The following is a 21,613-nucleotide window of genomic DNA, read 5'->3' on the forward strand; positions in this document are numbered from 1 at the left end:
TTGTCCTTATAAAAGGCAATCAAATCTACAAACAAAGAGAATGCTGTGCCACAACCTTTTTACATTAACCTTGCCACAGGCCTGATCCATCCAGCCCGCTCTGTGCCGACTGAGCATTATGATGAACGGGAAAGTCCCCGTGACATCAGCTTGTTGGTCATCCATAACATCAGCCTGCCTCCCAAGCAGTTTGGTGGCCCCTATATTGATCAGCTTTTCACCGGCACATTAAATCCCAATGAGCATCCCTATTTTGAAGACATTGCTACTCTGCGTGTATCCAGTCATTTATTAATACGCCGTAACGGTGAGCTAGTTCAATATGTACCTTTTAACAAGCGCGCGTGGCATGCTGGGGTTTCAAGTTTTGAAGGTCGGGAAAAGTGCAATGACTATTCGATTGGCATTGAATTGGAAGGTGCCGATGATATTCCATACGAGAACATTCAGTATCAGGTCTTAGCCAAAATTACCATGGTTATTCTAAAGGCTTATCCCCAGATTACCCCTGAGCGTATTACTGGTCATTCCGATATAGCACCAGGCCGAAAAACAGACCCAGGACCAGCTTTCGACTGGGATTACTTCAAGAAATTGCTTGAAGGCTGATAATAAGTAAAAAGACTTTGAGTCCTTGCCCGCAAGCTTTAAAATACTCAACCAAACTAGGTCTATTAAATACCGCTGTAAAGACCAGCACAGGATTCACTATGATCGACACGCCATATCAGGAACAACTACAAGCAGAAATTCCCCACCAGGTAAGTCTTGCATTACAAGAAGATTTAGGGGGCATTGATGGGAAGGATGTGACTGCGGAACTCATCAGCGGAGATAAAGTCGCAACAGGCAAACTGATGACTCGTGAAGATGCGGTGATTTGTGGCATTGACTGGTTTAATGCAGTATTTCATAAGCTTGACCCGACTATTGAGATTAAGTGGTTTTGTCAGGATGGTGATAAGGTCCGTGCTAAAGATAAGTTATGCGAGCTTCGTGGTAATGCAAGAAAGATCCTGACCGGCGAACGTACTGCTATGAACTTTCTTCAAACATTGTCAGGGACAGCAACGACTACGGCACGTTACACCGCAGAGCTGAAAGGTACCTCATGTAAGCTGCTCGATACTCGAAAAACCATCCCCATGTTACGTCTTGCACAAAAATACGCCGTTTACTGTGGTGGTGGACATAATCATCGAATTGGCTTATTTGATGCCTTCCTGATTAAAGAAAATCATATTATTTCAGCGGGCTCTATTGAGAATGCGGTGAGGAATGCACGTAGACTTGATCCTAACATTATGGTCGAAGTGGAAGTTGAAACCTTTGCACAGCTTGATCAGGCTCTTGATGCGGGCGCTGATGTTATCATGCTGGATAATTTTTCCATTGATGATATGCGGACAGGCGTCGCCATCAACCAAGTTCACTCTCATACTGCTCGGATAGAAGCTTCCGGCAATGTCAGTATCGAAACCTTACGTGATATAGCCGATACTGGGGTTGATTTTATTTCGGTAGGGGCACTCACCAAACATATTCAAGCGATTGATCTTTCATTAAGGTTGGAGTTATAACTCACGGTTATTACAGCTCTTTTTCCTAATATGGTAGGCTTGCTGCTGTTTCTGTCATTATAAATAAAAAACAGCTCCGTTGGGTCTGCCCCTTTGGGTACATCACCAGCCTACCAAACCGCCATATAGCAAAAAAAGAGTATGAAAAAAGTCTACGTCTACATACTGACTAATCCAAGGAAAACTGTCTTTTACACAGGAATAACCAGTAACTTAGGTAAACAGGTTTTTGAGCATAAAAACCAAATCGCAGAAGGTTTCACCAGACGCTATAACTGCAATGATCTAGTCTACTACGAAATAGCGGAAACACTGGAAACGGCACAAAGGCGCGAGAAAGAAATAAGGTCCGGGTGTAGATTAACAAAAGAGGGGTTAATTGAGCGTTTTAACCCAGAATGGAAAGATCTTTCCGGCGAGCTGCTGGCGATTAAAAAGCGTTAGTAGTCGTAGATAGGATAGCCCCATATAGTGTCATCGGGTAAAATCAGAGAAAAAACGTGCAAGGTGAACTGTGTTTGTCGAGAACTGTAAGCCCTGATTTGGCTTTATTTTTTTTTTTTTTGTCGTAAGCACTGAATCCGAGGGTAAACCTTGGTCTTTTCAACTTACTAAGGACATTTTTACTTACAATCGCTTCTACAAATCGTTACAAAACTGACAAAAAATGTCACTTTTTCCTTCGTGTGGTCAAAAAAACAGCAGTTTGTACGCTTTTTGAAAAGCAAATTCGCATATAACTGTGACGTAAGTCATTGTTTTTGCTCAGTGTCAGGATATTTAACTATAAGCTGTTGCTATTGCTTACCTGCAAAGGATATATTTGATGACAGATTTGTTCACACAGGGAAGCGCTAGTTACATATCGTAATGGCCCGTGTAGTTTTGATCAGATTATACGGAATTCTCTGTGAACAGATTTAACTTTAAACAATTTGCAAATTCTTTATAAAGAATAGGAGAGAGTCTTATGCAAACTAAAAAGCAAGCGGGTTTCACCCTTATCGAATTAATGATCGTTGTAGCGATTGTAGGTATCTTGGCAGCAGTAGCAATTCCTGCATATCAGGATTACATCAAGCGTTCTAAAGTGTCTGAGCTATTAGGAGCATTAGCTGCCTGTAAAACCTCAGTTGCGGAAACTTTTGCCTCTAACGGTAATGTCATGGCCTCAATCGACACAGCTGCTTCTGGTTGTAATACCACTGCAACACAATACATGTCGACACTAGCAGTAACCAGTGGAGCGATTTCAGTAACCGCAACTAATATTGGTACCGGTGTTGACAATGGTACTCTAACCCTAACTCCAAACGTAACTGGTGATATTATTGATCGCTGGGATTGTTCAGCAAATAGTATCGGTAATCAGTACCTACCATCAAGCTGTCGTTAATAGTTAGTAGTATAAAAAAGCGAGCTTTTGCTCGCTTTTTTTCTGTGTATATCATTTAGAAATGATTAATAAAGCAACTTTACTGCTCACTGCAATAACGATTATCTTTTGTATTTATCCTTGGCAGGAGCTAGCTACAGCTGGTGGTTTGGGCTTTATCCGAAATAATGTCGGCTGGTTGATCTTTATTGCGCTGATCCTTTTTTTCAGCTGGCCCGTCTTGGGTCGGAAGCGCTATTCTCTACCTCAGTTCTGGTTGGTTGGGTTAGTTGGTTGCTTTATTGCATGTATTCCGTTTGCTTTTAATACCTTTCAATTTGTTCCAAATAGTTTGTGGTTACCTTTGGGTTTGCTAATATCCTGGGTGTTTCTTTTAACTCTTCTAAATAGTCCTTCATTCCTAAAAGACAAGAATGTTTTGTTACTTCTTATCATCATTATTGGCTCACTCCAAGTTTTGACTGCCCTTTGGCAATTGTTCCATAGCTACATGATGGAAGCTACAGGCGATATAATTGAGCATCAGTTACCCGAGGTTAAAGGAACCTTTAATCAACGAAATTTATATGCCAGCTTTATTGCTACTGGATTGATTTGTGCTCTTTATATTTTTCCTATTAAGAAAGCATTAGTGATAGATAATAAGCTAGTAGATCCAGTAAAACAGAATAGCTTTTTATTATGTTTTGTTCTTGCTGCGAGCTTTACCTTGTTCCTGACAGACTCTAGAGTAGGGATTTATTCTTTTATAGCGGGTCTTACTTTACTCTTTGTCTCGTACCGTAGTTTGTGGAAAGAAAAGCTAGTAAAGCCGACGGCGTTAATTATTATTGGGGTGATTTTGTCGCAAATAGTAATTAACGTTATTTATGACAATAAAACCAAAGACTTCTCAGAAACAGGTAATAGAGAGCTGATTTATTTCACCAGCTTGGAAGCAATTAAGGGCAAACCTGTTTTGGGACATGGGCTGGGCAGCTTTGAAAAAGTGTATTTAGAAAAGTTAGGTGAGCTAATATCCAAAGAGAAGATTAGGCGCGAAGAAGTTGAAGGACGACAGCAAAACATTACTCATCCGCATAATGAGCTCCTTTATTGGGGCGTCCAAGGCGGGCTTGTTTCTATATTGGGATTACTACTTACTGTTTTGAGTGTCTTAAGTCTTTTCAGGCATAATAATTTAACAAAATCATTAGCTTATATTGCATTATTGCTCCCCATTAGTTTGCATCTAATGGTGGAGTTGCCCTTTTATATTTCGACACTCCACTTAATGGTTTATGTGCTTTTAGTGGCATATGTTATTGCTTCACTCGGAGGTAGCAAAAGCCATCATTTCAGCATTAAACACGTAGTCATCCCTAAAGTCGTAAGTGGTTTGCTCGCTTGTGCATTGATGGCTGCTCTGTTGGTCAATAGCTATTCGCTGTCTAAGGCGGTTAAGTTTGAAAAAGCTTTGAACCCAGACTTGAGAGACTTAGATAAGGTTATACTGACTTTAGGTTGGGAGGATACTTATCAGTCACTTAAATTACGCCATGAAGCCAATAGGGCCGTAAGGCTGGGTATGCTTGAGCCTTTAATTGAATACTTACAATGGCTAGAGCAACAAATCGAAATAAGCCCGAGGCTAAATTATTACTTTAATCTTTATGCAGTCAATCGCTATCTTGGGAACAGTGTCAAAGCACAGTTTTATTATAATGAAATTAAAAGACTGTTTGTTGGGGTTCGGGAAGCAGAAAATTGGTTAGAAATGCATAAAAATACTAAAGACTGAGATCTTCAAATCAAGTGTCAATGATTGACATTTTGCGCTTTTTATTCAAGGATATAGACTCGTCTTTTAAACTTTATACTGAATATCATGACTTTAGCGGATACGGGGCTTTCTGGATTAGCGCATTTATTGGTGGCTGAAGGACTTTTGACAAAAGAGAAGGTTCAGCAGGCCGTTAAAAATGCCAAGGAAGAAAAGGTTGGACTGATAGACTGGTTGGTTTCTGCTGGTTGGCTGGAAGGTAAGCAGGCAGCTAAAGCTCAAGCTCTCAATTTTGGTTATCCTTATTTTGATCTTTCCAGTATAGCATTCGAAAATATTCCCAAAGACGTTATAGACCTAAAGTTGATGCAGGCGCACAGAGCAGTTCCGCTCTATAAAAGGGGCTCCCGTCTATTTGTCGCAGTATCCGATGCGACTAATCTGAAAAGTTTAGAAGAAATTCGTTTCCAGACGGGTTGTTCCGTTGAGGCCGTGCTGGTTGAGCCCAATAAGCTGGAATCGGTAGTCGGTAAGCTGATTGAAGAAAAAGAAAATGAGTCACTGTCTGATTTTGACGACTCTGATCTGGATAATATTGATTTAGATGCAGTGGATCCTGAAGCCGAGCAGGAAATGGATGATAAAGCTGCCGGTGAAGATGCGCCAGTAGTTAAGTTCGTAAAACAGATGCTTATTTCAGCGATTCGTAAAGGTGCTTCGGACTTACACTTTGAGCCCTACGAAAAGAAATATCGTGTTCGTTTCCGGATTGACGGGATTTTGCATGAAATTGCCTCGCCGCCGATCCAACTTGCCAGCCGTATTTCAGCTCGATTAAAAGTTCTTTCGGGTCTCGATATTTCCGAACGTCGTGTTCCTCAGGATGGTCGTGTAAAGCTTAAAATTTCAAAAACAAAAGCGATTGATTTTCGTGTTAATACGCTACCTACTTTGTTCGGTGAAAAAATTGTAATGCGTATTCTTGATCCTGCTCAGGCAATGTTAGGTATTGACGCACTAGGATTTGATCCCAAGCAGAAAAAAGATTTTATGGGTGCTATTGAGAAGCCACAGGGAATGGTGTTGGTAACTGGCCCTACCGGCTCTGGTAAAACAGTTACTCTCTATACAGGTGTGAATATCCTTAACGATGAATATAAGAATATTTCTACTGCAGAAGACCCTGTGGAGATTAATTTACATGGTGTAAATCAGGTCAACGTTAATGTTAAAGCTGGCTTGACCTTTGCCTCAGCGCTCAGAGCATTCTTGCGTCAGGATCCGGACATCGTGCTGGTCGGTGAGATTCGAGACCTTGAAACCGCTGAAATAGCGATTAAAGCTGCGCAGACGGGTCACTTGGTACTATCGACTCTGCACACCAACTCTGCTCCTGAAACCTTGACTCGCTTGGTCAATATGGGGGTTGCTCCATTTAATATTGCAACAACCGTCAATCTGGTTGTGGCGCAGCGTCTGACTAGACGCCTGTGTGAGCATTGTAAAAAAGCGTCTGATTTACCTAAGGAAGCACTGATTGAAGAGGGTTTTGGCGAAGAAGAGCTGAACGAACTCACAATTTATGAGCCGGTAGGTTGCGATAAATGCACAATGGGCTATAAAGGTCGTGTGGGTTTGTTCCAGGTGATGCCAGTTTCTGAAGAAAGTGGACGCATTATTATGGAAGGCGGTAATGCGATTAATATTGCTGACCAGGCAAAAAAAGAGGGGATTCCTGATTTACGCAGGGCGGGCCTAAATAAGGTGAAAGCTGGACTGACCAGTTTGGCGGAAGTTAACCGCGTAACTCAGGAATAGGCCATGAGCCGGAATATAAGTTAAAGCAAGCTCAAGACTTGGTTTAGTATTAATGGGGTGGAGTATTCTTAATTTCATTTTGAATACTTTAGCCATATTAGAACATTAGAAAGGTAATCAAAATGGCAACAGCAGTTAAACGGAAAACAGCTAAATCAAAGAAGACTAAGTTGAAAAACTTCCAGTGGGTTGGAGTCAATAAGCAGGGCAACAAAATCAAAGGGAAAATGCCTGCTGAAAATGCTGATGCTGTAAAGCAGCAACTCGTAAAACAAGGGATCAAGCCAAAAACAGTTAATGCTGAATTATTTTCTTTTGGCGCTAGTAAAAAGCCAATTAAGCCGATTGATATTGCGGTCTTCTTGCGACAGTTAGCGATTATGATGAAGGCTGGTGTGCCACTGGTACAGTCATTCGATATCATCGGTAAAGGCCACGAAAACCCCAGTGTTCAAGACTTAGTTATGGACATTAAAAACGATGTTGAGTCAGGTAATCCTTTTGCAGATTCCTTACGTCATCACCCAAAGTACTTTGATGATTTAGTCTGTGATTTGATTCATGCTGGTGAGCAATCAGGTACTTTAGAGCAAATGCTGGATAGAATCGCCACCTACAAAGAGAAAACAGAAGCGTTAAAATCCAAAATTAAATCAGCCATGATGTATCCGGCAGCGGTAATTACGGTATCTATCGCCGTTACTGCAGTTCTGTTGATTTACGTTGTACCGATGTTTAAGGATTTATTTTCAGGCGCTGGAGCTGACTTGCCTGCTCTAACGGGCATGGTTGTTTCCATGTCTGAAAATATGCAGGCTAATTGGTATTTATATTTCATCGGACTGGTGTTAATTGTGGTCGGCTACGTTCAACTTAACAATAGGTCGGAGAAGTTTAGGGATTCAAAGGACGCATTGTTACTCAAGCTCCCTATTTTTGGGCCATTAATTCAAAAAGCCGCTGTTGCCCGTTATGCCCGTACTCTAGCGACTACATTTGCTGCGGGTGTTCCTTTAGTTGACGCTTTGGATTCTGCTGCTGGTGCATCGGGTAACTCTGTATACCGCAAAGCCATCATGAAAATTAAAGAAGATGTTACTACAGGCTTACAAATAAACTTGGCGATGATATCGACTGGGGTTTTCCCAAACATGGTTAATCAGATGGTAGCAATTGGTGAAGAGTCTGGTGCTGTTGATACCATGTTGGCGAAGGTGGCTGACATCTATGAGCAGGAAGTTGACGATGCGGTGGACGGTCTTAGTTCCCTGATTGAGCCATTCGTTATTGTATTTATTGGTGGTGTTGTAGGAACCATTATCGTTGCCATGTACTTGCCAATCTTCAAGTTGGGCGATGCATTCTAACGACGAGTTTATATACATCACATAATCTAAAAGACGAATAATATGATTGAGATACTTTCGACAAACCTGCCCTTGTTGGCAGGTTTGATTTTTATACTGGGGTTATTAACGGGCAGTTTTCTGAATGTGGTTATCCACCGTTTGCCTTTAATTTTGAATCGTGAATGGCGTGCTACTGCGACTGAAATCTTAACCGAAGCCAATTGTACCGTTTCTTGCCCTAAAGATGGGCTTCCGGAAAAATATAACCTGATGACTCCTGCTTCGGCTTGTCCCAAGTGTCATCATAAGATTACCGCTCTGGAAAATATTCCGGTTATCAGCTGGTTGGTTTTGCGAGGTAAATGTTCAAACTGCAAGGCTAAAATCAGTGGTCGTTATCCTTTTGTCGAGTTGTTGACCGCTGCGACTTTCATGATGTGTGCCATTGCTTTTGGTTGGTCCTGGTCACTGGCATTTGCCTTGATCTTCACTTGTTTTCTGATTGCCGGTAGCTTCATTGATTATGATCATAAGATTCTGCCGGACCAATTAACGTTACCTCTGATCTGGATTGGCTTAGCGGCTGCATTGTGGCTGGCACCGGAGCTTGCACAACCAAGCTTTGCTAAAGATCTACCATCGGCTGTTATCGGTGCTTTAGCGGGCTACTTGTCACTGTGGTCGATTTATTGGCTATTTAAGCTACTAACCGGCAAAGAAGGCATGGGGCATGGTGATTTCAAACTGCTTGCCGCGTTAGGAGCTTTCCTTGGATGGCAGATGCTACCTTTGGTGATACTGTTATCGACGGTCACTGGGGCGGTTTTAGGTATTGTGGCGATGGTAGTCAGTAAGAAAGGACGAGACTATAAAATTCCGTTTGGTCCTTTCTTGGCGATAGCTGGCTGGATAGCTTTAATTTGGGGCGAGGCTATTACCAATACTTATATTCAGATGCTACAGCCTTGATTAAAGTTTAAGTAATGTTGTAGGGGCGAGCTGCGCTCGCCCGATAAACTGTCTTATGGTGGCTATTCGAACTTGGGATAGAATGATAAAGGGCGACCGCAGGTCGCCCCTACAGTAGGGGTTGCTTCAACCACAAATATAAACCATGACCTATAAAGTTGCATTAACAGGCGGTATCGCAAGCGGTAAAACTGCTGTCAGTGATATGTTTGCTGAGCTTGGAGTGACGGTCATTGATGCAGATGTTATTGCGCGTGAGGTGGTCGCCAAAGGCTCAAAAGCTTTGCAGGTTATTACTGAGCATTTTGGCAAAGAGGTTTTAACCGAAACCGGTGAGCTTGACCGTCAAAAGCTCCGCAGCAAAGTATTTTCCGATGACCAGCAAAGGCTGTGGCTTAACAATCTACTTCACCCGCTGATTCGGGAGGAAATGAAGCAACGACAAGAGCTGGCGCAATCAGCCTATTCGATAAGTGTTATTCCTTTACTGTATGAAAGCGGTCAATATCGAAACTATGATCGTGTCTTAACCGTGGATTGCCCTGCTGAGATACAGCTTAAGCGTTTGATGGAGCGGGATCAATCAACCCTTAATCAGGCGCAAGCTATTCTAGACAAGCAGGCGACACGAGAACAACGACTGTCGATTGCTGACGATGTTATTGTGAATAACTCAGATTTGCATTCCCTCAAACAAAGCGTTATAAAGCTTGATAACCAATACAGGCAATTAGCAAGGAATTAGGCAATTGATGCCCGAAGCTGCCAGTTATATCTTGTATGAGCATCCGCTCAATGAGCAGATACGCACTTATCTGCGCTTGGAAAACTTATTTAACATTCAGCAAGATCTCCAGTCCATTGATTCTGTAGCTTCTCATATTGCGGCGCTGCATAACTTGTGGGAGATTTTGGACTGTCTTGATCGAGGTGATCTTAAGGCTGAGCTTCTTAAAGAGCTGGAGCAACAGAAGAACCATTTCAAGCAGCTAGAAGCCAGTCCCTATATAGATGACGTTAAACTCAAGCGTTTTTTAGAACAACTGCAACAGCTTTATCTATGGGTAGCTAATTATCAGGGGAAGTTCGGTGCAACCTTACGCCAAGATCGTTTTATCGATTTAATAAAGCATCGGATCCGAATTCCAGGAGCTTCCTGTAGTTTCGACTTACCCGAGTTACACCAGTTTTTGCAACAGCCAGTTAATTTTCGACAACAAAAGTTTGCGGAGTGGTTTGAGCATTTTGATGGGCTGAATAAGTGTCTTAGGGTACTGTTGCGGTTGTATCGTGAAAACGGTCAGTTTGTCGATGCAGAAACCAAGAATGGTGCTTATCAGCATAATTTTGATAAGCGAGAGAACCCCCATCTGATACGTGTCAAAATGCCCATTGCCACCAGTGTCTATCCTGAAATCAGCGGCTCAAAATATTGTTTTACGATTCGTTTTATACAGCCGGGAGAGCAGGAGCAGAAGGTGTTGTCAGACGACACTAAATTCCAGGTGGCGATTTGTTGATATTTTTCGGTAGGGCTTCTCTTGGGGTATCCAATCTACAAGATGAATCGGGTGACCGCAGGTCTCCCCTACAGCGATGCTCTGTATTTAATTAAAAGGCGCATTCTATTTTTTCATTTGGTACTATAAACCTGAACGGATTTAATAAGGTTTCAACATGGCTCTTTTAACACTCATTATCGCATTACTGTTCGAGCGTTATTTCCATACAGGAAATAGCGAGGAGCGTCAGAAATATAGCAACGCTAACTGGTTTGTTTCGTATCAAAAACGATTGGGCCAATCATTCGGCGGCCAGTCCTGGTTCAAAGGGTGGTTAGCGGAAGCCGTCTTAATTCTTGTTCCTGTCATCTTGATTTTCTTATTATTCCAAGCCTTTGATAATGGATTTTTTTCTTCATTAATTATGCTAGCCCTGGCGGTTGTTATCCTGGTTCATTGTCTAGGGCCTGAATCTCCAAGAAAGTCGCTTCGTACCTATTTTTCGGATATTGCTAACGATGATGAGCAGGGTGCTTATGAGCATGCTGTGACGTTTACAGGCAAAGAAGCCGATGATTGGGCTCAGACTCAGCGTATGGTCAGTGAGGCCATCTTTACTGAAACTCAGCGCCGCTATGCTGCTGTGGTCATCTGGTTTGTGCTGTTAGGGCCAGCGGGTGCATTGCTCTACCGTCTTCTGGACTGGTATTTGGCCAATAATCCAGAAGGTAGCTTGTCTGCACCTCTAAAGTCGATAATGGACTGGGTTGCAGGTCGTATTTCAGTATTAGCCTATTTGCTTGCAGGTGATATGGCATCAGGTGTCTCCAAGATTAAAAGGAAGTTCTTCAACTTGAATATTGATGGTATGGAGTTGATTGAAGAGGCGGGCGTAGCGGCGATAGGGCCGGTACTTGATTGCGAAACTGAGCAAAAACAAAAGGTTGCAGAGAATCTTTGTGCGTTAAAGCTAACCGAAAGAACCGGCGTTATTCTATTTGCTTTCGTAGCGGTTATGTCATTATTGGGCTGGACTTGGGTTTAGATAATTAACAGTTGTTAATTATTGGCTCTGGTTTGACCTAGCTCATATATCAGGCAAAAAGCACTGCCGAAAGTATCTTTTTTTCTTCGTTTTGTCTATGATGTGAACTTTACGAATTTTAGTTAAGTTGCTTAACAGCTGTTAATCATTTGTCGGGCAACTCTCTTGTAAAGACCATCGGTACTGACATTAGTATTGAATAAGCAGCACCGAGGCCAAATGAAAGGCAAGAATATGACAGAAGAGCAAAAAAATGATGCGTCGATAGAAGACGTTGATCCGATTGAAACGCAGGAGTGGATCGATGCACTTGACGCGGTGATGGCTGAAGAGGGTGTTGATCGCGCTCACTACCTGCTTGAAAAATTAGTTGCTAAGGCGCGTCGCGCCGGCGCTAATTTGCCATTTGATTTAACCACAGCGTATCTAAATACAATTCCCCCTTCTCAAGAAGCACACATGCCTGGGGATCAGGAAATGGAGCGCCGTTTGCGAGCTATTATCCGATGGAATGCGATCGCCATTGTGTTACAGGCTTCTAAAAAGGACTTGGATTTAGGTGGTCACTTATCCAGCTTTGCTTCTAGCGCGACCTTATATGATGTGGGCTTTAACCACTTCTTTCATGCCGCAAATGATGAGCACGGCGGTGATTTGATTTATTACCAAGGCCATTGCTCTCCGGGTATTTATGCGCGGGCGTTCTTAGAGGGACGATTAAGCAAAGACCAATTGGCCAATTTCCGTCAGGAAGTTGATGGCGAGGGCCTATCTTCTTATCCGCACCCTTGGCTAATGCCTGAATTTTGGCAGTTCCCGACCGTTTCTATGGGCTTGGGTCCAATTCAGGCTATCTATCAGGCGCGTTTCTTAAAATATCTTGAAGATCGCGGCTTGGCTAAAACCAAAGGTCGTAAGGTATGGGCGTTCCTGGGTGACGGTGAAATGGATGAGCCTGAATCAATGGGGGCAATTAGCCTGGCTGGTCGTGAAAAACTGGACAACCTGATCTTCGTGGTTAACTGTAATCTACAACGCCTTGATGGCCCAGTACGTGGTAATGGCAAAATTATTCAAGAGCTGGAAGGTGAATTCCGTGGTGCAGGTTGGAGCGTGCTCAAAGTAATCTGGGGCCGTTATTGGGATCCATTGATTGCTCGCGATACTGAAGGTCGTTTGTTGAAAGTAATGAACGAAACCGTGGATGGCGAATATCAAAATTGCAAAGCCAAAGGTGGTGCTTATACGCGTGAAAAATTCTTTGGCAAAGATCCTAAGTTATTGGAGATGGTTGCCAATATGTCTGACGAGGACATTTGGCGCTTGAACCGTGGTGGCCATGATCCACATAAAGTGTACGCGGCCTACCATCGAGCGGTGAATACCGAGGGTCAGCCGACTGTGATTCTAGCTAAAACCGTTAAAGGTTATGGCATGGGTTCATCGGGCGAAGGTAAAAATATTTCGCACCAGGTTAAGAAGATGAATCTTGAAGCGCTGAAACATTTCCGTGATCGCTTCAATGTGCCGATTCCTGATGATGAGTTGGAAGAGGTTCCTTTCTATCATCCGGGTGGTGATAGTCCTGAAATTAAATATTTACACGAGCGTCGTTCGAAATTAGGTGGTTACCTGCCTGCACGACGCCCGCATTCTGATTCTTTGGATATTCCACCGCTGTCAGATTTTGAACCATTGCTTAAGGCTACCGGTGACCGTGAGATTTCGACTACCATGGCATTTGTGCGTGCCTTAAATATCTTATTGAAAAATAAGTCTTTAAAAGACCGTGTGGTGCCGATTATTCCAGACGAAGCTCGTACTTTCGGCATGGAAGGTTTATTCCGTCAAATTGGTATTTATTCATCATCAGGCCAGCTTTATGAGCCGGTCGATTCTGACCAAATTATGTATTATCGCGAAGATAAGAAAGGTCAGATTTTAGAAGAAGGCATTAACGAAGCTGGTGCTATGTCATCATGGATGGCGGCTGCGACCAGTTATTCGAGTAATAACCTGCCGATGATTCCTTTCTATGTCTATTACTCAATGTTTGGTTTTCAGCGCATTGGCGATTTGGCCTGGGCAGCGGGTGATATGCAGGCGCGAGGCTTCCTGATTGGTGCTACCTCAGGTCGCACAACTTTGAATGGCGAAGGCCTGCAGCATCAGGATGGTCACAGTCATATGATTTCGGCGACCATTCCAAACTGTATCAGCTATGACCCGACTTACGCACATGAAGTTGCAGTGATTATTCGCGAAGGTATGCGTCGCATGTATCGCGAACAGGAAAATGTGTTCTATTACATTACGACACTCAACGAAAACTATCCGCACCCAGAAATGCCTGAAGGTTCAGAAGAGGGCATTATCAAAGGGATGTACCTGTTGCATGAAAACAAATCTCGCAAGAAAGCACCACGAGTTCAATTGATGGGCTCAGGTTCTATTTTGCGCGAAGTTGAATATGCAGCAGAGCTGTTGGAAAAAGATTTTGGTGTTTTGTCAGATGTCTGGTCAGTAACTAGCTTTACCGAATTGCGTCGTGAAGGTATGGCTGTTGAGCGTGAAAATATGTTGAATCCAACCAAGAAGCCTAAGCAGTCCTATATTGAGCAATGTTTGGCTAAGCAGAAAGGACCAGTCGTTGCATCGACTGATCACATGAAATCTTATGCTGATCAGATTCGAAACTTCGTACCGCAGAAATTTACGGTGTTAGGTACGGACGGTTTTGGTCGCTCTGATAGCAGAGAGAACTTGCGTCGCTTCTTTGAGGTGGACCGTTATTATATTGTATTAGCAGCACTTAAAACTTTGGCGGATCAAGGTGACATTGATGTTAAAGAAGTCACCAAGGCTATCAAGCGCTACAACATTGATACTGATAAAGCCGATCCGGCAACCCTATAAACTGGAGGACACATCGTGGCAGATATTACACAAGTAAAAGTCCCCGATATTGGTGATGCCAGTGGGGTTGATGTTATTGAAGTATTGGTCAAGGTCGGTGATACCATCGAGCTTGAAGATGGTTTGATTGTTCTTGAAACCGATAAAGCAACTATGGAAGTGCCTTCCAGTCATGCTGGTGTGGTCAAATCCATCGAAGTTAAAGTTGGAGATAAGGTTTCCGAAGGCGATGTCATTTTGTCTATAGAGGCGTCTGAAAGTGGTTCTGGTGACGACTCGAGCGAGACTAGTTCTAAAGAGAGTAATTCAAAAGACAGTCAGTCAGAAGCAAGCAAAGATGATGCTGACGAAGAATCTAAAGATGGCTCAAAACAGCAGGCTACTGAACAGGAGACTTCTCCACAGGAGGCGGAAGAGGACGATTCCTCGGATGATGAAGAGCAAGCAGGCGAAGAAAAAGAAGAACCTTTAATCGTTCCAGACATTGGTGATGCCAGTGATGTGGATGTGATTGAGGTCAGTGTTCAGGCCGGCGACAGCATCGAAAAAGATGATAGTTTGATTGTGCTGGAAACAGAGAAAGCGACCATGGAAGTGCCGTCACCTTCGGCGGGCACTATTGTTTCCATGAGCGTTAAAGCCGGTGACAAGGTCAGTCAGGGCGATAAGATTGGTGTCATCAAGACTGTCTCCAGTAAGCCATCTAAAGAGGAAAAAGATGAGCAGAAAGCCGATTCAAAGTCGGACGCTAAGTCATCTCAAGATGCGCCGAAGCAGACAGCTAAAAGCTCGGATAGTCCAAAGCCAGCTCCTGTTTCCGACTATCCGGTACAGTCGCCGCAAGAAGGTAAGTTAGTACATGCTAGCCCGGCAGTGCGTCGTTTGGCACGTGAGTTTGGTGTTGACCTGAGCAAAGTGAAAGGCACTGGCCCTAAATCACGGGTTGTGAAAGAGGATGTGCAGTCTTTTATTAAGTTTGAATTATCGCGTCCAAAAGCGACGGCCAGCTCGGGAGCTGTGGGTACTCCAGATCTTCCTGAAATCGACTTCTCAAAGTATGGTGAGGTGGAGCAAAAACCACTCAGCCGTATCCAGAAAATCAGTAGTGTGAACCTGCATCGTAACTGGACCATGATTCCACATGTGACCCAGCACGAAGATGCCGATATTACTGAGCTGGATGCTTTCCGTAAGAGTATGAAAGAGGAAGCTGCCAAAGATGGTGTTCGTCTGACTCCGCTGGCCTTTATTATGAAAGCGCTGGTTGCCAGTTTGAAAGCCTTCCCGAGCTTTAATGCATCACTGGCCAATGACGGCGAAAATCTGATATTGAAGAAGTACTACAATATTGGTGTGGCAGTAGATACACCGGATGGCCTGGTGGTTCCTGTGATTCGTGATGTGGACAAAAAGTCAGTCTATGAACTGGCCAATGAGCTGGGTGAAATGTCTGAAAAAGCCCGTAACAAGAAACTGGGCGCCGCAGATATGCAGGGTGGTTGTTTTACCATTTCCTCATTAGGTGGCATCGGTGGTACATCCTTTACCCCCATTGTGAACTGGCCAGATGTAGCCATATTGGGCTTGTCTCGTAATCAAATGAAACCTGTCTGGAATGGCAAAGAGTTTGAGCCTCGCATGATGTTGCCAATGTCGCTGTCCTATGATCATCGTGTGATTGATGGTGCTGTGGCGGCGCGCTTTATTGTACATCTGTCGAAGATGTTGGCTGATATTAGACGAGTGATATTGTAATAGCCTGAAAACCGCTAATTGATTGATGATTTTTCGGTCAGTTCAGGTAAAATACGCCACTCTTTTGGAGTGGCCATAAATTTTAAGCAACTAACTTTTAGTAATTTAGCGAGCTGTTAGCTCCGAATTCAGATACAAAAAGAGGATCCTATGAGTAATTTACACGCTCAAGTCGTTGTTTTAGGTAGTGGCCCAGGCGGCTACAACGCTGCTTTCCGTGCCGCAGATTTAGGCATGGACGTTATTTTGATTGAAAAATATTCTGTGTTGGGCGGTGTTTGCTTAAACGTAGGTTGTATTCCTTCTAAAGCATTACTTCATACCGCAAAAGTTATCGATGAAGCCGAAGAAGTGTCGGCTCATGGTGTTAACTTTGGCAAGCCTAAGTTTGATATCGATAAAATTCGCGAATATAAAGATGGCGTAGTGAAGCAATTGACTGGCGGTCTTGCGGGTATGGCCAAAGGTCGTAAAGTTAAAGTCGTCGAAGGTTACGGCAAATTTACGGGCGCTAACGAAATTGAAGTTGATAATGATGGCAAAAAGCAAAAAGTGACTTTCGACAATGCCATTATTGCTGCTGGCTCGCGCGTTGTACAACTGCCTTTCTTACCAGAAGATGACCGTATCGTAGACTCTACCGGTGCACTGGAACTTCGCCAGGTACCAAAACATATGTTGGTGATTGGTGGCGGCATTATCGGTTTGGAAATGGCGACTGTCTATCGCGCACTGGGTGCGAAAATCACTGTAGTGGAAATGGCTGACCAGCTAGTTCCAGCAGCTGACAAAGACGTCGTTAAAGTCTTGGAAAAATACGTTTCTAGCAAATATGAAAATATCATGCTTGAAACCAGTGTGACTAAAGTTGAAGCAAAAAAAGATGGCTTATATGTCACCTTTGAAGGTAAAAATGCTCCAGAAAAACCACAAAAATTCGACATGATTTTATCAGCAGTTGGTCGTCGTCCAAACGGTGACTTAATCGATGCAGATAAAGCCGGTGTTAAAGTCACAGACCGTGGCTTCATCGAAGTGGATAAGCAGATGCGCACCAATGTGCCACACATCTATGCAATTGGTGATATCGTTGGTCAACCAATGCTGGCTCACAAAGCCTCCGCAGAATCACACGTTGTGGCAGAAGTGATTGCAGGCAAGAAGCATTACTTCGACCCACTAACTATTCCATCAGTAGCTTACACCGATCCTGAATTAGCATGGGTAGGTCTAACTGAAAAAGAAGCCAAAGAACAAGGCATCGACTATGGCGTGGGTAAATTCCCATGGGCAGCATCAGGTCGTGCCATTGGCGTAAACCGCAAAGAAGGCTTCACCAAATTATTATTCGACAAGAAAAACAACCGTGTCATCGGTGGTGCCATTGTCGGTGTTAATGCTGGTGAGCTTATTGCAGAAGTTGGCTTGGCTATCGAAATGGGTTGTGATGCAGAAGATATCGGTTTAACGATTCATGCGCACCCAACACTTTCTGAGTCAGTGAGCTTTGCGGCTGAGGTTTATGAGGGTGTTTGTACTGATTTGCCTGCGCAGCGTAAGAAAAAATAAGAAAGCATCTTTTTTGCCCTGAGCTTTGTCAGCAGGGCGAGCGCAACTCGCCCCTACAAAGGTTTATGCCACGCTCAGAACAACAAATTCAGCTTTCTTAGAGTGATTTAAAAAGCTTCCTTCGGGAAGCTTTTTTATGTCAGGCTGAATGATGCTTCCTTGCTCTAAGCAAAAAATCCTAATTTATTAGACATTAAAGGCTTCCGTAAGAAGGTCTTTTGAGCGCTAGCCATCACTACATTGATTAGAGATGTTTATGTAGGGGCGACCTGCGGTCGCCCTAATCAGCGTTTCTGGTGGCAAGATGGCGGCATAACCTTCTAGTATGGTTAAAAAGTCACTGGATCCCGCGGTAAGCGACCGAAGGGAGTGCCCGCGGTACCGCGGAATGACAGGATGAAGCTTTGACTGTGCCATATTACCCTTTGGGAAGTTTTTTGGCTAAGGCCGAGCGGAACTTGCCTTATAGTAATCTGATGCGGTCGCCCGTTTCAGGAGCTCGGGCGGGCACATTGGCCCGCAACTACAGGCAGTGATGGTAAGTAGGGACAAGTCATGACTTGTCCGTACGAAAGAATGTGATATGTACGGGCTACTCTGCTATCGGTGCCACAACTTTTCTGCCGGATAAGGCGGTAATCATTGAGCCGATGACGACTAATAATGCACCGGCTATGCTGAACAGGTTGATGGGTTCGGACAATAGCGTATCTGGATAGAAGTATTCGAGCACTTTCATGCTGGCGATGGTAACCAGTGGTGTAATTGCTAGAATGGCGCTAACACGAGAGGCTTCCCAGTGAGCCAGTGCTTCGGCGAAAGCGCCATAGGCAATTAAAGTATTCAAACAGCAGAAAATTAATAACCACCAGCCCGCAGTATCAAGTTCCAGCGCCTGTCCGGGAGATGACCAGGGGCTCAATAAAGGAACGCAGGCCAGATAAATCATGAACATGACCTGGTCGGAACGGTAATTGTTTAATAGCTGTTTTTGCGCCAGGGCGTAGGCGGCCCAAACAATAGCCGCTAAAAACATCCAGCCTAGACCAATTGCATAATCCCCAGTAATTTGTTCGAAAATCTCTTCAAAACGAAGATTAAAAAACAAAATTAATCCAATGACAAAACAGGCAAAGCCAAACCATTGTTGCCTGTTAAATGATTCTTTAAAAATCAGCAATCCGCCTAATAACATGAACATGGGCGCGGTTTGAATCATGACTTGAGCACTGCTCGGAGTAATCAGGTTGACCCCAAATAGATAGAACACATAGTTCAGGCATAAGCCAATAACGGATATCACCATTAACCACAAAATATTGCCTTTGAGCAATTTGATATTAGGTGATTTTCGCTTATAAATCAGAAAGATAAATAAAATGGCGGCAGCGCTGAAAAAGCGATACCAGGTCACGGTGACCGCATCCATCTGGTCGAGTAAAGTTTTTAATGCGATAGGCAACAGACCCCAGAGCAGGGCAGTAGTTAAGGATAATAATAAGCCAAGTTGCCAACGACCGGATACTGTATGCATGGTGGACTCAAACTATGCGACAAAGTTCGGATTATGCAGCAAACCTTAGTCATTGACTAGCATAGCGGAGCTATATTTGTAGAGATTGATCATTGGCCTTTGAGTAACTATGATGCGGGTTCGTAAAAAATTAGTGATGGCTATGAAAACTAAATATTTAATACCTCTATTTCCAGTGATTTCATTGATGGCAGGAACCTTTCTCACTATGCAAACAGCGCAAGCAAGCAGCAAAAATTTAGAATTAACCGTTGAGCGGATTTATGCAGATCCCTCTCTGGATGGCCCTGAAGTCCGTACCGTTAAATTGTCTCCAGACGGTAAGCGAGTGACGTTTCTTAAGGGTAAAGCTGAGGAGCAGGAACGTTTAGACTTGTGGGAATACAATCTTGCTGATGGCGAGTCTCGGCTGTTGGTTGACTCTAATGACCTGAGTCCTGGCGAAGAACAGCTCTCTGATGAAGAGAAAGCCCGCCGTGAGCGCATGCGTTTATTCGCAAAGGGGATCATAGATTATTACTGGGGCGATGATAGCCAGACATTATTGTTTCCTTTGGCGGGTGATATTTTTGTTTACGACTTAAGCAAAGCCCCCAAAGAGGCCACCAAACAGCTTACTGATACGGAAGCGTACGAAACCGATATCAAGATGTCTCCAGACGGTAGATTTGTCTCCTTTATCCGTGATCAGGATATTTTTAAAGTTGAAATAGCTACTGGCGAGGAAACACAGTTAACCTTTGATGGCGAAGGCACTATCAAAAACGGTATGGCTGAATTTGTGGCGCAGGAAGAAATGGGGCGCTTGACGGGCTACTGGTGGTCGCCAGACAGTAAAAAAATCGCTTACCTGCAGGTTGATGAATCACCGGTTAATATCGAGAAGCGTTATGAAATTAATGCCGAAGATTTTACCGTGTTTGAACAGCGCTATCCAAGTACCGGTACCGAGAATGTTCTGATTAAACTTGCTGTGCTTGATCTGGAAACCGATAAAACTCAATGGATTGATACTGGCAAAGAAACCGATATCTATATTCCTCGAGTCAAATGGCTAACAGATTCCTCTAAAGTTTCTTATCAATGGCAGACTCGTGATCAACAAACTCTGGAATTACGTTTTGCCGATATTGAAACAGGCAAATCGCAGACTGTTTTGACTGAAACTTCTGACACCTGGATTAATCTAACAAAAGATTTAAGGTTCCTGAAAGAACAGCAGGCTTTTGTTTGGACTTCAGAGCGAAGTGGCTTCCGTCATTTATACCTGTATGACTTGAAGGGCAACTTGCTTCGTCAGTTAACGGGTGGGGATTGGGTTATCGACAAAGTCTATGGTGTCGATGAAGAGGCAGGGGTTGTTTACTTTGATGCCAATAAAGAAAGTCCTTTGCAGCAAGATCTCTATTCAGTGTCTTTGACTGAAACGAGTGAACCCAAAAAGATTACTGAAAAAGATGGCGTGCACGAAGTCAGTTTTGCCAAAAACATGCAAATTTTTGTTGATTACTTCTCTTCAGTATCGCAACCGCAACAGGTTAGTTTGCGCAATGCTGACGGCAGCCTAATTACTTGGCTTGAAGAAAATAAGCTGGATAAAAATCATCCTTACTATCACTACTATCAAAAAGCCTCGAAGCCTGAGTTTGGCACTATTAAAGCTGAAGATGGGCAGGAGATGCATTACCGAATCTATAAGCCGGTACCTTTTGACAGCTCTAAAAAATACCCGGTGATTGTCGATGTTTATGGCGGCCCTCATGCACAACGAGTTCGTAATCAATGGGGTGCGCGTAATACCTATTGGCATCACTTGATGGCGAGTAAGGGCTATATCATTTTCTCACTCGATAACCGTGGCTCCTGGAACCGTGGTAAGAAGTTTGAAGATCCGATTTATAAAGAACTGGGCGATGTAGAAGTGAAGGATCAGGTCGCGGGCGTCGAATTTCTGAAAAGCCTGCCTTATGTAGATGAGGATAAAATTGGTATGTTTGGTTGGAGCTATGGCGGCTATATGACCATCATGAGCATGTTCAAGCAACCTGATATTTTCAAGGTGGGTGTGTCAGTGGCGCCAGTTACTGACTGGTATTTGTATGATACTCATTATACCGAGCGTTATTTAGGTCACCCTGATTCCAATAAAGAAGGTTATGAAGCCAGTAATGTTTTCCCTTATCTAGAAGGTTTAAATGGCGATCTGATGATTATTCATGGCATGGCGGACGATAATGTGTTGTTTACCAACAGCACTAAATTATTTAAAGCCTTGCAGGATGCAAACAAGCCTTTTGACATGATGAACTACCCGGGTAGTAAGCACTCAATCTGGGGACAAAAAGTACGTACCCATGTGTTTAATACCATTAGTAATTACTTTGATGAGAACTTGAAGTAATTAACCTATTTGAAAAG

At 43.5% G+C, this 21,613-nt stretch carries 16 protein-coding genes; 15 read left to right on the top strand and 1 reads right to left on the bottom strand.

The window, feature by feature from the left end; translation table 11 throughout:
- The first annotated feature begins 63 nt into the window (after positions 1–63).
- From ampD to lpdA, 14 genes are all read left to right on the top strand, one after another.
- Positions 64–609, top strand: coding sequence for a 1,6-anhydro-N-acetylmuramyl-L-alanine amidase AmpD (gene ampD / locus ACYTXU_RS02070; RefSeq protein WP_462209342.1), 546 nt, complete (start codon positions 64–66; stop codon positions 607–609).
- A 101-nt stretch (positions 610–710) separates the two neighbouring features.
- Positions 711–1,580 carry a carboxylating nicotinate-nucleotide diphosphorylase gene (nadC, locus tag ACYTXU_RS02075; protein WP_462207982.1) on the top strand — a complete coding sequence of 290 codons (870 nt, stop codon included), beginning with the start codon at positions 711–713 and terminating at the stop codon, positions 1,578–1,580.
- Positions 1,581–1,721: 141 nt separating this feature from the next.
- Positions 1,722–2,024, top strand: coding sequence for a GIY-YIG nuclease family protein (locus ACYTXU_RS02080; protein ID WP_462207983.1), 303 nt, complete (start codon positions 1,722–1,724; stop codon positions 2,022–2,024).
- A gap of 526 nt (positions 2,025–2,550) precedes the next feature.
- Complete coding sequence (locus tag ACYTXU_RS02085) at positions 2,551–2,976, top strand: pilin (protein WP_462207984.1); 426 nt, start codon at positions 2,551–2,553, stop codon at positions 2,974–2,976.
- A gap of 61 nt (positions 2,977–3,037) precedes the next feature.
- Positions 3,038–4,756: a PglL family O-oligosaccharyltransferase gene (locus ACYTXU_RS02090; RefSeq protein ID WP_462207986.1), complete on the top strand. Its 1,719-nt coding sequence runs from the start codon at positions 3,038–3,040 to the stop codon at positions 4,754–4,756.
- A gap of 87 nt (positions 4,757–4,843) precedes the next feature.
- Positions 4,844–6,556, top strand: coding sequence for a type IV-A pilus assembly ATPase PilB (gene pilB / locus ACYTXU_RS02095; protein ID WP_462207988.1), 1,713 nt, complete (start codon positions 4,844–4,846; stop codon positions 6,554–6,556).
- 122 nt (positions 6,557–6,678) lie between these two features.
- On the top strand, positions 6,679–7,923 hold the full coding sequence (locus ACYTXU_RS02100; protein ID WP_462207990.1) for a type II secretion system F family protein: 1,245 nt from the start codon (positions 6,679–6,681) through the stop codon (positions 7,921–7,923).
- 42 nt (positions 7,924–7,965) lie between these two features.
- Positions 7,966–8,874 (top strand): prepilin peptidase, encoded by a 909-nt coding sequence (locus tag ACYTXU_RS02105; RefSeq protein WP_462207991.1) that lies wholly within the window; start codon positions 7,966–7,968, stop codon positions 8,872–8,874.
- Positions 8,875–9,019: 145 nt separating this feature from the next.
- Positions 9,020–9,619, top strand: coding sequence for a dephospho-CoA kinase (gene coaE / locus ACYTXU_RS02110; protein WP_462207992.1), 600 nt, complete (start codon positions 9,020–9,022; stop codon positions 9,617–9,619).
- Positions 9,620–9,626: 7 nt separating this feature from the next.
- Positions 9,627–10,394: a cell division protein ZapD gene (zapD, locus tag ACYTXU_RS02115; RefSeq protein WP_462207993.1), complete on the top strand. Its 768-nt coding sequence runs from the start codon at positions 9,627–9,629 to the stop codon at positions 10,392–10,394.
- 157 nt (positions 10,395–10,551) lie between these two features.
- Entirely contained in the window at positions 10,552–11,421 is an 870-nt protein-coding gene (gene ampE / locus ACYTXU_RS02120; RefSeq protein WP_462207994.1) for a regulatory signaling modulator protein AmpE, read from the top strand.
- A 234-nt stretch (positions 11,422–11,655) separates the two neighbouring features.
- On the top strand, positions 11,656–14,337 hold the full coding sequence (gene aceE, locus ACYTXU_RS02125) for a pyruvate dehydrogenase (acetyl-transferring), homodimeric type (protein WP_462207995.1): 2,682 nt from the start codon (positions 11,656–11,658) through the stop codon (positions 14,335–14,337).
- Between the two features lie 15 nt (positions 14,338–14,352).
- Positions 14,353–16,092 carry a dihydrolipoyllysine-residue acetyltransferase gene (gene aceF / locus ACYTXU_RS02130; protein WP_462207996.1) on the top strand — a complete coding sequence of 580 codons (1,740 nt, stop codon included), beginning with the start codon at positions 14,353–14,355 and terminating at the stop codon, positions 16,090–16,092.
- 150 nt (positions 16,093–16,242) lie between these two features.
- Positions 16,243–17,661: a dihydrolipoyl dehydrogenase gene (gene lpdA / locus ACYTXU_RS02135; protein WP_462207998.1), complete on the top strand. Its 1,419-nt coding sequence runs from the start codon at positions 16,243–16,245 to the stop codon at positions 17,659–17,661.
- A gap of 592 nt (positions 17,662–18,253) precedes the next feature.
- Here the strand turns inward: lpdA and ACYTXU_RS02140 are convergent.
- Positions 18,254–19,195, bottom strand: coding sequence for a DMT family transporter (locus ACYTXU_RS02140; protein WP_462207999.1), 942 nt, complete (start codon positions 19,193–19,195; stop codon positions 18,254–18,256).
- Between the two features lie 136 nt (positions 19,196–19,331).
- Here ACYTXU_RS02140 and ACYTXU_RS02145 point away from each other — a divergent pair, with 136 nt between their 5' ends.
- Positions 19,332–21,596 carry a S9 family peptidase gene (locus tag ACYTXU_RS02145; RefSeq protein WP_462208000.1) on the top strand — a complete coding sequence of 755 codons (2,265 nt, stop codon included), beginning with the start codon at positions 19,332–19,334 and terminating at the stop codon, positions 21,594–21,596.
- The last annotated feature ends 17 nt before the right edge of the window (positions 21,597–21,613 follow it).

It is taken from the genome of Kangiella sp. M94 (genome assembly GCF_054926195.1).

What these genes read in the sequence shown, in the direction of transcription:
- lpdA (WP_462207998.1), top strand. Translation starts at nt 16,243, where the DNA reads ATGAGTAATTTACACGCTCAAGTCGTTGTTTTAGGTAGTGGCCCAGGC.
- pilB (WP_462207988.1), top strand. Translation starts at nt 4,844, where the DNA reads ATGACTTTAGCGGATACGGGGCTTTCTGGATTAGCGCATTTATTGGTG.
- ACYTXU_RS02100 (WP_462207990.1), top strand. Translation starts at nt 6,679, where the DNA reads ATGGCAACAGCAGTTAAACGGAAAACAGCTAAATCAAAGAAGACTAAG.
- ACYTXU_RS02090 (WP_462207986.1), top strand. Translation starts at nt 3,038, where the DNA reads ATGATTAATAAAGCAACTTTACTGCTCACTGCAATAACGATTATCTTT.
- aceE (WP_462207995.1), top strand. Translation starts at nt 11,656, where the DNA reads ATGACAGAAGAGCAAAAAAATGATGCGTCGATAGAAGACGTTGATCCG.
- ACYTXU_RS02080 (WP_462207983.1), top strand. Translation starts at nt 1,722, where the DNA reads ATGAAAAAAGTCTACGTCTACATACTGACTAATCCAAGGAAAACTGTC.
- ACYTXU_RS02085 (WP_462207984.1), top strand. Translation starts at nt 2,551, where the DNA reads ATGCAAACTAAAAAGCAAGCGGGTTTCACCCTTATCGAATTAATGATC.
- nadC (WP_462207982.1), top strand. Translation starts at nt 711, where the DNA reads ATGATCGACACGCCATATCAGGAACAACTACAAGCAGAAATTCCCCAC.
- ampE (WP_462207994.1), top strand. Translation starts at nt 10,552, where the DNA reads ATGGCTCTTTTAACACTCATTATCGCATTACTGTTCGAGCGTTATTTC.
- zapD (WP_462207993.1), top strand. Translation starts at nt 9,627, where the DNA reads ATGCCCGAAGCTGCCAGTTATATCTTGTATGAGCATCCGCTCAATGAG.
- ACYTXU_RS02140 (WP_462207999.1), bottom strand. Translation starts at nt 19,195, where the DNA reads ATGCATACAGTATCCGGTCGTTGGCAACTTGGCTTATTATTATCCTTA.
- ACYTXU_RS02145 (WP_462208000.1), top strand. Translation starts at nt 19,332, where the DNA reads ATGGCTATGAAAACTAAATATTTAATACCTCTATTTCCAGTGATTTCA.
- coaE (WP_462207992.1), top strand. Translation starts at nt 9,020, where the DNA reads ATGACCTATAAAGTTGCATTAACAGGCGGTATCGCAAGCGGTAAAACT.
- ACYTXU_RS02105 (WP_462207991.1), top strand. Translation starts at nt 7,966, where the DNA reads ATGATTGAGATACTTTCGACAAACCTGCCCTTGTTGGCAGGTTTGATT.